We start from the raw sequence: 14,206 nt of genomic DNA on the forward strand, positions 1-14,206 counted from the left end.
TGGATTTTCCACAAAGTTTAAAAACAAGGTATCTATAACAGGAGGTTAACTAATATGAAAAACAGAGAATATAAAACACTCGTTGCAATTATACTGGCAATGACAATGGTGACCGGCACACTGGCCGGTGTTCCTTCTACCGTTTGCGCCAAAGAAAACACGGTAACTACAGAGGCAGCCGCCCGGACACAGGAAAACGCCTCTTCCGACGTGAAACCTATAAAGGATGAAACTGTTTATGCGAAAATTGACGGCAGCGGCACCGTAACTTCAGTCACTGTATCTGACCAGCTGAAAAACATCACGGATGAAAAGGAAATCAAGGATGTGTCTACTCTGGAAAACATAGAAAATGTTAAGGGGGATGAGACATTTTCCCAGAAAAGCAATGCCATAACCTGGACCGGCGACAGCAAAGACATCTGCTATCAGGGCACCACAAGCCAGAATCTTCCCGTTGGTGTAAAAATCACTTACAAGCTGGACGGGAAAAATATCAGTGCCGGAGATCTGGAAGGTAAAAGCGGCCACCTTGTTATGCGCTATCAGTATGAAAATACGACCGGAACTTCCGGGAAAGACTATACTCCTTTCCTTATGATCACAGGACTGATCCTCGACGGTGATAAATTTACAAATACTAAAGTCACAAACGGCAGGCTGGTTTCCGACGGGGACAGGGACATGGTGCTCGGCATGGGGCTTCCAGAACTGGAATCCAGCCTTGGTGTAAGTGATCTGGATATCCCGGATTACTTCGAACTGGAGGCTGATGTAACTGACTATGAAGCAGCAGAAGGAATCACCATTGCCACGAACGAGATCTTCAATGAGTTGGATATGGATAAACTTGATTCTCTCTCTGACCTGAAAAGTTCCATGAATAAGCTTCAGGACTCTGCCAACCAGTTAGTCGACGGTTCCGGAGAACTCAGGAAGGGACTGGATACACTCTTGTCCTCTTCCGGAACGCTCACAGATGGAATCAGCCAGCTTTCAGATGGCGGCACCACGTTGAAAAACGGGACCGCGTCACTTCTGGACGGGAGCAATGCCCTCTCAGACGGGAGCAGTATTCTGGCAGACGGAACGAACCAGCTGCTTTCCGGAACCGGAACACTGAAGGAAGGCACCCAGGCCTTAAATGCCGGGCTTGCCTCCGCTGCCGATCAGACTGCCGGCCGGCTCCTTCCGGGTATCATCCAGCTCGATGACGGCGTTGCACAGATGCAGAAACAGCTGGGAAACGGGCTTTCCGAACTCACCAGCGGGGTACAGACACTGGATGCCGGGGCCGCAAACCTCAGAGACGGCGCCGCTTATCTAAATCAGGTAATCAATTCCGGCACCGATCAAACAGGCGGCCAGAGCCTTACCGCCATTGCAGCAGGCACGGCAGACGGAGCACAGAAAATTGCAACGGTGGCTGGCGATATCAGTCAGACCGTCACGGCAGTTACTGACGCAACTGTATCAGCTGCCACTAATACAGGCGAAGCCATTGGAACACTTCGGACCCTTCTGGATGCGGGCACTTCACTCTCAGAAGATCAGAAGACTGCAATTAGTAATACTATTACCGTCCTGAGTAATGACATGTCTAACATCCAAAGTGCTGCCGGGACTTTAGGCCAGCAGGCTGAACTGGCCGCCGGACTCGCCGAAGGTGCAAATAATGTTGCCTATGGTGCAGGAAGCACCAGCCAGATCATAAACGAACTCGCGGCCTCCACCCCGCAGCTCAGCCAGGGTGCCTCCGACCTTGCTGACGGAACCGCTAAACTGAATGCCAGCATCACCGATCCCACATCCGGCCTGATTACGCAGGTAAATTCCGGAGTGGAAACACTTAAGGACGGAACTGCCGCCCTCCGCGCCGGAATTGATGGTGACAACGGCCTCGCAAGCGGGCTGAAGCAGCTTTCCGCCGGCGCCTCACAGGTTGACTCAGGTGCCGGAACATTAAACGAGAAAATGGCAGAAGCCAACGCCGGTGCACAGAGTGTTTCCGCCGGTGCTTCCCAGTTATCCGCCGGTGCCGGGGAACTAAACACCGGTGCAGGCACACTTTCTTCCGGTATCCAGACACTCCAGTCCGGTTCCGGCGCCTTAATCGATGGTGTGAAACAGCTTGATGAAGGGGCTAAGACATTAAATGACGGCATGATCCAATTCAACGAAGAGGGAATCAAAAAATTGGTAAGCGCATTCGACGGCGATATTCAGGGACTTCTGGATAAGCTGAACGATATGGCAGACGCTTCCAGAAGCTACAAGAATTTCTCAGGCATCTCCGATCACATGGACGGAGAAGTTAAATTCGTTTTTGTTACAAATAAATAGTCAAATACGCCGCGGACAGCGGGCCAAAGTCAGACTTATCCGGCTTTGGCCCGCTGTCCGCGTGAATAAAATCCCCAAACCTGATTATTCGCACGTATCTCTGCATATAATATGATATATACGAATATCATAGGGAGGGGCTGTATGTTTTATTTTATATTTTGTTTTTTATTATTCTGCCTGATTACATTTGTCTTATTCTGCATCCTGCACTGCAGTACACCATATGACCGAATGATCGATGACGAACAGCAGGAAAAATTCCTGCGCCGCCATACCGGATTTTGATTTATCCATTGCCTCACCAATCTTTTCCCTTTATAATATCCTTATTATGAAAGGAAATATGCAATGAAAAAAAAAGGTTACTATTCTTCCGGCGAATTTGCGCGCATGGCCCATGTTACACTGCGCACAATCCGCTATTACGATAAACAGGATATCCTGAAGCCATCCTATGTCAGCGAGGCAGGCGCACGCTTTTATACAGATGAAGATTTCGCCCGTCTGCAGCAGATCCTGCTTCTGAAATACCTTGGTTTTTCTCTGGATGACATCCGCGAAATGACAATTGACGATTCCGACTACCATTTCATGCTGAATTCCCTGAACATCCAACTGAAACTGGTGCAGGACAGAATCGAACAGATGCAGCTGGTAGAAAAAGCAATCCAGGATACCGCAAGCGCCATTCAGAAGGAACACCACATTGACTGGAGCCAGATGCTGAACCTGATCCATCTGACCGGGATGGAAAACAGTCTGAAAAACCAGTACCAGAATGCATCAAACATCTCCGCCAGAATCAATCTCCATAACTTGTACTCCCAGAATCCCCAGGGGTGGTTCCCGTGGATTTACGAACAATGCAGGATCGAAGACGGGATGCATATACTGGAAATCGGATGCGGTGACGGTACACTCTGGAAGGACAATCTGGATTCGATTCCAAAGTCAGCCACAATCCTGCTTTCCGATATTTCCGAGGGGATGCTGCGTGACGCAAGACGTGCCATCGGAGCGTATGACAAACGCTTCTCTTTCCAGGTTTTTGACTGCAGCCATATCCCATGTGGGGACAACAGTATGGACTTGATCATCGCAAACCACGTTCTCTTCTATTGCGAAGATATTCCCCAGGTATGCAGGGAAGTACAGCGTATCCTAAAACCGGGCGGGCGTTTCCTCTGCAGTGCCTACAGCAGGCGCCATATGGCAGAAGTCAGCCGGCTGGTGGAAGGCTTTGATGAACGGATTGTATTGTCAGCCGATAAGCTGTATAACAAATTCGGCCGCGAAAACGGCACCGGTATACTGAAACCATATTTCTCACAGATTGAATGGCAGCTATATGAGGATTCCCTCGTCATACCGGAACCAGAGCCGCTGATTTCCTACATCCTCTCCTGCCACGGCAACCAGAACCAGTATATTCTGGACCATTATAAGGAGTTCCGCTCTTATGTGAAGAGGAAAACCACCGGCGGATTCCATATTACAAAGGAAGCCGGGGTATTTATCTGCACGCTTTAGATTTGCCGGTTTAAAAGAATTTGTAAAAACTTTATAAAAAGGCTTGAAGGTGACCTAAGGTCACCTTTTATAATACGATTATGGCTGACAAGGATTGACTTATCTTTGATACTTATTAACCACGTGCTGGCAATGCTGCACGGAAGATAAAGGAGATTTCACATGAAGGGAATTATTTTAGCAGGAGGTTCCGGCACACGCCTCTATCCTCTAACAATGGTTACATCCAAACAATTACTGCCGATTTATGATAAACCTATGATCTATTATCCAATGTCAGTTCTCATGAACGCAGGCATCCGCGATATTTTAATTATTTCCACCCCGCAGGATACGCCCCGTTTTCAGGAATTGTTAGGCGACGGCCACCAGTTCGGCGTAGACCTTACTTATGCGGTTCAGCCGAGCCCGGACGGACTTGCCCAGGCATTCATCATCGGAGAAGAATTTATCGGCAATGATACCGTTGCAATGGTCCTCGGCGATAATATTTTCGCAGGACATGGTCTTCGCAAGCGTCTGAAGGCTGCCGTCGAAAACGCAGAATCCGGCAGGGGGGCGACCGTTTTCGGTTATTATGTCGATGACCCGGAACGTTTCGGCATCGTAGAATTCAACGAAGAAGGGAAAGCTATTTCTATAGAAGAAAAACCAGCCGTACCAAAAAGCAATTACTGTGTCACCGGGCTGTATTTCTACGATAACAAAGTTGTCGATTATGCCAGAAACTTAAAGCCAAGCCCGCGCGGGGAGCTGGAGATTACAGACCTGAACCGCATTTATCTGGAAAGCGGCAGCTTAAACGTGGAGCTGCTCGGACAGGGATTCACATGGCTGGATACCGGTACACACGAAAGCCTTGTGGAGGCTACTAATTTTGTAAAAACAGTGGAGTCCCACCAGCACCGTAAAATCGCCTGCCTGGAAGAGATTGCATATCTCAACGGCTGGATCACCAAAGAAGACGTACTGAAGGTTTACGAAGTACTGAAGAAAAACCAGTACGGCCAGTACCTGAAAGATGTCCTTGACGGAAAGTATCTGGACATTTTACATTAACCGTAACTGTGGACACCCTTTTCGGTGTGAACAGCTGCACTAAATCTCATTTGTTAAGAATATACTATTAAGGAGAATCAAACAATGAATATTATCGTGACCGGCGGGGCCGGATTTATCGGAAGCAACTTTATTTTCCATATGCTGGGCAAATATCCGGATTACCGCATCATCTGTCTGGACAGCCTGACTTATGCAGGCAACCTTACTACTCTCGCACCTGTCATGGACAATCCAAATTTCCGTTTTGTCAAAGAAAGCATCACAGACCGCGAGGCCGTTTACAAACTGTTTGAAGAGGAACATCCTGACATCGTTGTAAACTTTGCGGCGGAAAGCCATGTCGACCGTTCTATCGAAGACCCGGAAGTATTTCTGGATACCAACATTAAAGGAACTGCCGTACTGATGGATGCCTGCAGGAAATATGGAATCACACGTTACCACCAGGTATCTACGGATGAAGTATATGGTGACCTCCCACTGGATAGGCCGGATTTATTCTTTACAGAGGAAACCCCAATCCACACAAGCTCCCCATACAGCTCATCCAAGGCGGGAGCGGACCTGCTCGTTATGGCTTACCACCGCACTTACGGCCTGCCTGTAACAATCAGCCGCTGCTCGAACAACTACGGACCGTATCATTTCCCGGAAAAACTGATCCCGCTTATGATTGCAAATGCGTTAAATGATAAACCGCTCCCGGTTTACGGCAAAGGTGAAAATGTACGTGACTGGCTGTATGTTGAGGACCACTGCAAGGCCATCGACCTTATCATCCACAAAGGGCGTGTCGGCGAGGTTTATAATATCGGCGGACATAACGAGATGAAGAACATCGATATCGTTAAGATTATCTGTAAAGAACTTGGCAAACCAGAAAGCCTGATTACCTATGTGACAGACCGTAAAGGCCATGATATGCGCTATGCCATCGATCCGACCAAGATCCACAATGAGCTTGGCTGGCTGCCGGAAACAAAGTTTGCCGACGGCATCAAAAAGACAATCAAATGGTATCTGGAAAACAAGGAATGGTGGGAAAACATCATTTCAGGCGAATATCAGAACTATTATGAAAAAATGTATGGAAACCGCTAGAACTCTGAAATGCAGCAAAAGGGTGAAAGGTTCCCCCTTAGAAATGGAGTGGACATATGAAAGTTTTAGTAACAGGTGTAAAGGGACAGCTTGGCTTTGACTGCGTCAATGAACTGACAAAACGCGGCCATGAGGCTGTCGGTGTAGATATTGAAGAAATGGATATTACGGACGCCGCTTCGGTTAACAGAGTTGTTACAGAAACAGCTCCCGATGCTGTGATCCACTGTGCAGCGTGGACCGCTGTCGATGCGGCCGAGGATGAAGATAACTGTGAAAAGGTACGTCTTGTTAACGCTGTTGGGACAGAGAATATCGCAAAAGTCTGCAAAGAGCTGGACTGCAAAATGCTGTATCTGTCTACCGACTATGTGTTTAACGGCCAGGGCACTGCCCCCTGGAAGCCGGACTGCCGGGATTATAAACCCTTAAGTGTTTACGGCGAAACAAAGCTTGCCGGTGAACTCGCTGTTTCAGAGACACTGGAAAAATATTATATCGTACGCATTGCATGGGTATTTGGCAAGAACGGCAAAAACTTCATTAAGACAATGCTAAGTCTCGGAAAATCACACGATACAATCAAGGTCGTAAGCGACCAGATCGGAACTCCTACTTATACTTATGATCTGGCAAAACTGCTTGTCGACATGATTGAAACAGATAAATATGGATATTATCATGCAACAAACGAAGGCGGGTATATCAGCTGGTATGATTTTACGACAGAAATCTTCCGCCAGGCTTCCGCAATGGGCCGTCCGGAGTATTCTGCTGACCGGCTTCATGTGATCCCTGTCACAACCGAGGAGTACGGCGCTTCAAAAGCGAAACGGCCTTTCAACAGCAGGCTCGACAAAAGCAAGCTGACCGAAAATGGATTTACTCTTCTGCCTACATGGCAGGATGCGCTTCAGAGATATCTGAAAGAAATTGAATTTTAGGAAATATCAGGAGGTAAAGATGGGACAGATAAAAGTAGATAAAAATGTTGGCGGCATCGAGGGGCTCTGTATCATCGAACCGGCTGTCCACGGTGACGCCAGAGGATATTTCATGGAAACCTATAACCAGAAAGACATGGAAGAGGCCGGGCTGAACATGCAGTTCGTTCAGGATAACCAGTCCTGCTCCACAAAAGGCGTACTGCGCGGGCTCCATTTCCAGAAAGAATTCCCACAGGGAAAACTCGTCCGTGTGATCAAAGGCCATGTCTTCGACGTTGCCGTAGACCTTCGGAGTGGTTCCGATACTTATGGAAAATGGTTCGGCGTGGAGCTCACTGAGGAGAATAAGAAACAGTTCTATATTCCGGAAGGCTTTGCACACGGATTCCTGGTTCTCTCTGATGTCGCGGAGTTCTGCTATAAATGTACAGACTTCTATCATCCGGGCGACGAAGGCGGGCTGGCGTGGAATGATCCCGAAATCGGAATCAGCTGGCCTCAGGTTACCGGTGAATACCACGGCAGTGCTTCAGCCGGGGGGTACCGTCTGCAAGACGGGACCGGGCTGAACTTAAGTGAGAAAGACCAGAAATGGGATGGGATCCGGAATACTTTTAAGTTTTAAATATAGTGGGGAGTGTACAGATATACACTCCCTGTTTTATTACCATCACATCATATGCATAATCATCAGCAGAATCTTATAACAAATTTCTTTACATCCTCCGCCGCCCTTTCTGCCAGCTCCTTTGTCCCTGCACATGCTGAAATATATACTTTCAGCTTTGGTTCTGTCCCGGAAGGGCGTATCACTACCGAGCATTGATTTTCCAGCCTGAACTGAAGCACATTCGATCTTGGGAGTCCGTTTATTCCCTCTGCGTAATCCGTACATTCTGCCACTTTATATCCCGCAAACTCGTCCACTCCTGCCCGGAATTTCTCCATAATCTCCTGCATTTTCGCCATACCGTCCGCTCCTTCCAGCCGGATGGAATACAGGGTGTTGACCCAGTAACCATATTTTTGAAAGAGCTGTGTAAGCCGGTCTATCAGTGAAATCCCTTTCTCTTTATAGTGTGCGAACATCTCGCAGATTAAGAGCGACGCATTCACTGCATCTTTATCTCTTACATGGGTGCCGCTCAAATATCCATAGCTTTCCTCAAATCCAAAGATATAAGAATCCCCCCTGCCGCTTTTCTCCAACTGTGTAATCTGCTCTCCTATATATTTGAATCCGGTCAGAACATTGATGAGCCTCACCCCATAGTTCTGTGCTATGGCACGGGCCATTTCCGTTGTAACAATCGTTTTTACTGCAACAGGATCCTCCGGCCTCTTGCCCTGAGCCAGCCTCTGGCTGCATATATAATCAAACAACAGGATTCCCGTCTCGTTCCCTGACAACAGTGTATATTCATTTTCATGTTTTTTCACTGCAATTCCCACCCTGTCACAATCCGGGTCTGTTGCGAGAACCAGATCCGCATTGACACGCTTGGCATATTCTATTCCCAGCGCCATCGCGTCTTCCTCTTCCGGGTTAGGATAAGGACAGGTGGGAAATGTTCCGTCCGGATATTCCTGCTCTTTGACCATCGTAATCTTTCGGAAACCACACTCACGAAGACAGCGAAACACTGGAACTCGCCCCGTGCCATTTAGTGGTGAATATACGATAGACATGTCTTCCCTGCCCATCTCTTGTTCTGCCAGAGACAGTGACTTAACGCTGCCTATATAGGCATCTATAACATCATCGCCGATAAATTGAATCGTGCCGGACACAAGGCCTTCTTCAAACGCGATTCTTTCTGCACCGTTTAAAACATCCGTCTTGTCTATGTCACTCAGAATCTTAGCCGCAGCGGTATCTGTGATCTGTCCGCCGTCCGCACCGTAAACCTTATACCCGTTATACTGTGCCGGATTATGGGAGGCGGTTACCATAATACCGCCTGCACAGCCCAGCTGCCTGACCGCATATGATAAACAGGGCGTAGGCATTAATTCACGGAATATTAAAACCCTGACTCCATTCGCAGCCAATACTTCTGCTGCCGTTTTCGCAAATAGCTCTGATTTTATACGCGAATCAAAACTGATCGCCGCCATTCTTTTCTCAATCGGAAAATTCTTTTTTAAATAATCCGCATATCCCTGTGTCGCTTTTGCTACCGTATATACGTTCATACGGTTTGTCCCCGCTCCGATCACCCCTCTCAGTCCCCCGGTTCCGAATTCCAGATTCTTGTAAAAGGCATCTTGTATCTTGCGGGCATCCCCTTCCATGTCCTTTAGTTCTTTTATAACATCCTCATCCCGGCCGGCTTCTCCCAGCCACCGGAAATATTCTTCTTCCATCTGTACTACTGGTATCATATTTTCCTCCCTAGCATCCGACAGCAAGAAGCTGCAGTTTCCCATGCATTTTGAAACACTCACAGCCTGCCGGCACAAAGATACAGTCTCCCTTGAATATATTCAGGAATTGGCCGTCCTTCATAAAAATAACGCCGCAGCCCTCGAGACATAAGAGTACCTTGAATGAATTCCTGCCCACGTCAAAATTTACGAGTTTTCTCGTCCGTTCTGTATTCAGAAGATAACGTTCCACCTGAAAATATTTGCACCTGCACAAAAGTTCCCGCGCAAAACCATTCTGGTAACGGAGCACCCGCATTGGCTGGCGGGGGCTGCCGCTGCTTTTATAGTTCAGGACATCCAGCGCCTTATCTACATGGAGCTTTCTGAAATTTCCATCCTTATCCCTGCGTTCGTAGTCATATAACCTATATGTCAGATTCGAACTTTCCTGTATTTCAGCAATCAGGGTCCCGGCCCCGATTGCATGAACCGTTCCGGCCTGTATGAAAAAAACGTCGTCTTTTTGAATCCTTATTTTCTGCAGGTATTTCTCAATCGTGTGGTCTTCCAGGGCCTCTTTAACCGACTCCCTATCCATGTCATGGTAAAAACCATAGATCAGTCTGGCATCTTTAGCAGCATCTGCCACATACCACATCTCCGTCTTTCCAAGCTGTCCGTTCTCATGATTTCTGGCATACTCATCATCCGGGTGCACCTGTACCGAGAGGTCCTGTTTTGCATCAATCAGTTTGATCATAATCGGCAGTTCCCCGTTCCCTTTCGGGTGGGTACCCATATATTCCGGGTGCTCCTTAAAGATTATGCTTAATTTTTCCCCCTCATGGACCCCGGATGCTGCAACACTTTCCCCATCGGGATGGGTCGAACACTCCCATGTTTCGGCAAGCGGCACTGCTTCTAATTCCTTGCCGTACTCATCTTTCAGCCGTCTTCCGCCCCAGATATAATCCTTCCCTGCCGGTTTTAAAAGAAAGGGCTCACACTTCCAGGTCATGCTTTTGTTTGTCATATACACTAATCTCCCTGCCGAGCTGGACCTCTATCAGTTCCAGTTCGGTATCAGCAAAAACAGTATGTTTGCATCCCGCCTGCATCGTGATAACGTCCCCCGGCCTCACGGGTTCTTCCATGCCGTCTACTATGGTCCTGCCCATGCCTGACACGACAGTCCAGACTTCGTCCCTGTTTTCATGGCTGTGGTAGTTCATGTTATGTCCGCTGTTCAGAATTACCTTTATGGTCATGCTGTCCTCCCCGACATCCAGAACACGGTAACTGCCCCATGATTTTTCCGCAAACATCACTTCCTGTTCCATCGCATCTACATATGGCCTGATATAACTGGACTGCTCTTTATCCGAAACAAGGATCCCTTCCGCACTTGCAGCAACAATGATATTTTTAGTGCCCATACATAAAACAGGAACATTCAATTCATTGATAACACTCGTGTTTTCACAACTATCATTCAGAGTAACATCGCCAATAGCAGCCTCTGCCATCTCCTCCGTCAAAGTATTCCAGGTACCGAGATCCTTCCAGTAACCGGAGAAACGCATCACACGTATCTTTTTCTCTTTCTCGGCCACCGCATAATCAAAGCTTATTTTCTCGAGACTTTCATATTTATCATACAGGTCATTATAATCTGTAAAACCGATTATTTCATGGGCCTTTTCCAAAAGGTATCCCAGCTTAAAGGCAAAGACCCCGCCATTCCAGAGCGCACCGTTTTGGATATATTTCTCTGCAGTTTCCACATCAGGTTTTTCCTTAAATGTTCTTACCGAACTGATTTCCGCCTCACTTTCCGGAATAATATATCCGTATTTTTCACTTGGATAAGTCGGCTCAATCCCCATCAATACCAGATTTGCCCCGTCTTCCCCTGCAAGACTGCCGAGCCTGGAGAGCGCCTTAAAATATTCTTCATCTACATAAGGGTCGACCGGGCAGACAACAACGGACTCATCCTCTGACAGTTTTTTTATATCACGCAGGTAAGAAGCCGCAAGTGCAATTGCGGGAAACGTATCCCTCCTATATGGTTCTACGCATATATTCACGTCCATTCCCAGCTGGTTGTGGATCGCGGATACCTGCGTCTTTGATGTAGCAATGGTAACCGTGCTGTCGATATCTGCCGTCCTGATCTGGCGGTAAACTCTCTGGACCATCGATTCATAACTTCCGTCTTCGCATTTGAATATTTTAATAAACTGCTTTGACCTCACATCATTTGATAGCGGCCACAGTCTTTTTCCTGAACCGCCTGACAGTAATACAATGTTCATCTTTTCACCATACCCTCTTATTTATCTCTCCGCTCTCATCGGATTTTTTAAAAAGTCCTCATAAGTCAGGCGGATTCCTTCCTCCAGATCTACGCGGTACTTCCATCCAAGCTTTTCAAGTTTTGATACATCAAGCAGTTTTCGCGGTGTTCCGTCCGGTTTGTCATGGTCCCAGAGTATTTTCCCTTCATACCCGGTCACTTTAGCCACCAGTTCTGTCAGAGCCCTGATTGACAGTTCTAAGCCAGTCCCAACATTCACAGTCTCCATGCCGCTGTAATGATTCATCAGGAAAACACACGCATCCGCCAGATCATCCACATACAAAAATTCACGCAGCGGCGCCCCGGTTCCCCAGCATACAACTTCCTTCAGCCCCTGCTCCTTCGCCTCATGGAAACGCCGGATCAACGCGGGCAGAACATGGCTGTGGGTAGGGTGGTAATTGTCGTTCGGTCCGTATAGGTTCGTCGGCATGGCTGAAATATAATCAGTCCCATACTGTTTGTTTAAAAATTCACAGTATTTTAAACCACTGATTTTAGCAAGGGCATATGCCTCATTCGTCTTCTCCAGCTCCGATGTCAGCAGGCAGCTCTCGGGCATAGGCTGCACGGCCATTCTGGGATAGATACACGAAGAACCGAGGAACAGTAATTTCCTGCACCCTTCCTGCCACGCAGAATGGATCACATTCATCTCCATCATCATATTCTCGTACATAAAGTCTGCCGGTGCTTCGGAATTGGCAATGATTCCCCCTACCTTTGCTGCCGCCATAAATACATATTCCGGCTGCTCTTCCCTGAAAAATGCAGCTACGGCTTCCTGACTGCAGAGATCCAGTTCCCGGTGGGTACGGGTAAGCAGATTATGGTATCCCAGCTTCTCCAGTGTCCTTACAATGGCCGATCCGACCATTCCCCTATGTCCTGCAACGTATATTTTAGCTTCTTTTTCCATTTATTGTTTCACACTCCTATGTCTTCGACTATCCAGTTGTCTGTTCCTTAGCAAACCTTTTTCAGTGCTGCTTCTCTCTTTGCCAGTTCCAAGTCATGCCGCACCATGATTTTAATCAGTTCCTCATAGCTTGTCTTTCTCGGATTCCATCCGAGTATGGTCTTAGCCTTTGTCGGATCCCCAAGCAGAGTATCCACGTCTGTGGGTCTGAACCATGTCTCGTTCACTTCCACAAGCACATTTCCCGTCGCTGTATCGATGCCCTTTTCTTCGATCCCCTTCCCTTCCCAGCGAAGAGTAATTCCAACCTCTGCAAATGACTTTTCCGTGAAATCCCTGACTGTATGCTGTTCTCCCGTAGCAATCACAAAATCATCCGGTGTCTCCTGCTGCAGCATCAGCCACATACACTCTACATAATCTTTTGCATATCCCCAGTCCCTGAGGGAATCCATGTTGCCCAGCTGCAGCGTTTTCTGCAGTCCACAGGCGATTCTGGCTGATGCCAGTGTGATTTTCCTTGTGACAAAATTTTCTCCACGCCGTTCTGACTCATGGTTAAACAGGATTCCATTGGCTGCAAACATGCCATACGCCTCCCGATACTCTTTAACAATCCAGAATCCATACTGTTTCGCTACCGCATAAGGGCTGTAAGGATGGAATGGCGTCGTCTCTTTCTGCGGCACCTCTTCTACCTTTCCGTATAATTCTGATGTAGATGCCTGATAGACCCTGGTTTTCCCCGTCAGTCCCAGAATCCGGACAGCTTCCAGTATACGAAGCACCCCGAGTGCATCCACATCCCCGGAATACTCCGGTACGTCAAAGGATACCTGTACATGCGACTGCGCCGCCAGATTATAAATCTCATCCGGCTGTACGATTCCAATGATACGTATCAGGGATGAAGAATCTGACAGGTCGCCGTCATGCAGTGTAACTGCATTTTTTTCTATCAGGTGATCAATACGTGACGTGTTGGAAATCGATGCCCTTCGTGTAATTCCATGTACCTCATACCCTTTTTCCAACAAAAATTCAGCCAGATAGGAACCATCCTGTCCTGTAATACCGGTAATCAATGCCTTTTTCATATCTTTCCCTCTCTATTTTCAAATGAATTTAATTACATGCTCAATTACCGATTATACTTGGATATTGTACAAAAAGTAATAGAGATTCTTGCTATATAATAGGACTATCTTGAACAGTGTTTTTTTCAATATAATCCTGATTTTTATATATAAACACCTTATTTCTGCTGATTTTGTGAATTATTATTACTGTTCACAGGCACGCCTGTAAACAGTAACTCGCCTGCCCATTTAAAGTCGCCTTCGGCGAGGGGCAGGCTTATTGGCTGCTTTACGTTATTCCTCCCAGCCTATCAGCGTAGTGATAGGCTGGGGAGTGAACCAATGTCAGTTAGTTAAGTTACGAGGTTAAATCCTGAATAAGGGTCTAACCTAAATTTAAAAAAATCACCTCTAAAGGTTGACACAGAGCCCAAAATGTGCGGCCGCTCTCGTTGCTGGTGTGACAGCAACAAGAGCGGCCCCTGTAATC

Annotated in this window: 12 protein-coding genes; 7 read left to right on the top strand and 5 right to left on the bottom strand. The window is 47.4% G+C overall.

What is annotated here, in order from left to right:
* Nucleotides 1–54: 54 nt before the first annotated feature.
* The 7 genes from A8806_RS18985 (at nucleotide 55) to rfbC (ending at nucleotide 7,611) form a co-directional block, all read left to right on the top strand.
* The gene (locus A8806_RS18985; RefSeq protein WP_109732743.1) at nucleotides 55–2,343 is read left to right on the top strand and encodes a YhgE/Pip domain-containing protein; all 2,289 of its coding nucleotides are present in this window, start codon (nucleotides 55–57) and stop codon (nucleotides 2,341–2,343) included.
* A gap of 144 nt (nucleotides 2,344–2,487) precedes the next feature.
* A complete protein-coding gene (locus tag A8806_RS26290; protein WP_181368790.1) occupies nucleotides 2,488–2,631 on the top strand; it encodes a hypothetical protein in 144 nt (47 codons plus the stop codon).
* A gap of 63 nt (nucleotides 2,632–2,694) precedes the next feature.
* Nucleotides 2,695–3,876 carry a MerR family transcriptional regulator gene (locus A8806_RS18990; RefSeq protein WP_109732744.1) on the top strand — a complete coding sequence of 394 codons (1,182 nt, stop codon included), beginning with the start codon at nucleotides 2,695–2,697 and terminating at the stop codon, nucleotides 3,874–3,876.
* Between the two features lie 162 nt (nucleotides 3,877–4,038).
* Nucleotides 4,039–4,935 carry a glucose-1-phosphate thymidylyltransferase RfbA gene (gene rfbA / locus A8806_RS18995; protein WP_109732745.1) on the top strand — a complete coding sequence of 299 codons (897 nt, stop codon included), beginning with the start codon at nucleotides 4,039–4,041 and terminating at the stop codon, nucleotides 4,933–4,935.
* Nucleotides 4,936–5,019: 84 nt separating this feature from the next.
* Complete coding sequence (gene rfbB / locus A8806_RS19000) at nucleotides 5,020–6,039, top strand: dTDP-glucose 4,6-dehydratase (RefSeq protein ID WP_109732746.1); 1,020 nt, start codon at nucleotides 5,020–5,022, stop codon at nucleotides 6,037–6,039.
* A gap of 56 nt (nucleotides 6,040–6,095) precedes the next feature.
* Nucleotides 6,096–6,983: a dTDP-4-dehydrorhamnose reductase gene (gene rfbD / locus A8806_RS19005; protein ID WP_109732747.1), complete on the top strand. Its 888-nt coding sequence runs from the start codon at nucleotides 6,096–6,098 to the stop codon at nucleotides 6,981–6,983.
* A gap of 19 nt (nucleotides 6,984–7,002) precedes the next feature.
* A complete protein-coding gene (gene rfbC, locus A8806_RS19010) occupies nucleotides 7,003–7,611 on the top strand; it encodes a dTDP-4-dehydrorhamnose 3,5-epimerase (protein ID WP_109732748.1) in 609 nt (202 codons plus the stop codon).
* Between the two features lie 65 nt (nucleotides 7,612–7,676).
* Here rfbC and A8806_RS19015 read toward each other — a convergent pair whose 3' ends face one another.
* Genes A8806_RS19015 through gmd form a run of 5 tightly spaced genes read right to left on the bottom strand, consistent with a single transcriptional unit; the run spans nucleotide 7,677 to nucleotide 13,734 of the window.
* Complete coding sequence (locus tag A8806_RS19015) at nucleotides 7,677–9,371, bottom strand: phospho-sugar mutase (protein ID WP_109732749.1); 1,695 nt, start codon at nucleotides 9,369–9,371, stop codon at nucleotides 7,677–7,679.
* A gap of 10 nt (nucleotides 9,372–9,381) precedes the next feature.
* On the bottom strand, nucleotides 9,382–10,389 hold the full coding sequence (locus A8806_RS19020; protein WP_242996183.1) for a type I phosphomannose isomerase catalytic subunit: 1,008 nt from the start codon (nucleotides 10,387–10,389) through the stop codon (nucleotides 9,382–9,384).
* A complete protein-coding gene (locus A8806_RS19025) occupies nucleotides 10,358–11,674 on the bottom strand; it encodes a sugar phosphate nucleotidyltransferase (RefSeq protein WP_109732750.1) in 1,317 nt (438 codons plus the stop codon). The genes A8806_RS19020 and A8806_RS19025 overlap by 32 nt, the downstream gene beginning before the upstream one ends.
* Nucleotides 11,675–11,695: 21 nt before the next feature.
* Complete coding sequence (locus A8806_RS19030) at nucleotides 11,696–12,637, bottom strand: GDP-L-fucose synthase family protein (protein ID WP_109732751.1); 942 nt, start codon at nucleotides 12,635–12,637, stop codon at nucleotides 11,696–11,698.
* Nucleotides 12,638–12,684: 47 nt separating this feature from the next.
* A complete protein-coding gene (gene gmd / locus A8806_RS19035) occupies nucleotides 12,685–13,734 on the bottom strand; it encodes a GDP-mannose 4,6-dehydratase (RefSeq protein ID WP_109732752.1) in 1,050 nt (349 codons plus the stop codon).
* Nucleotides 13,735–14,206 lie beyond the last annotated feature (472 nt).

It is taken from the genome of Faecalicatena orotica, assembly GCF_003149245.1.
Classification (GTDB): domain Bacteria; phylum Bacillota; class Clostridia; order Lachnospirales; family Lachnospiraceae; genus Faecalicatena_A; species Faecalicatena_A orotica.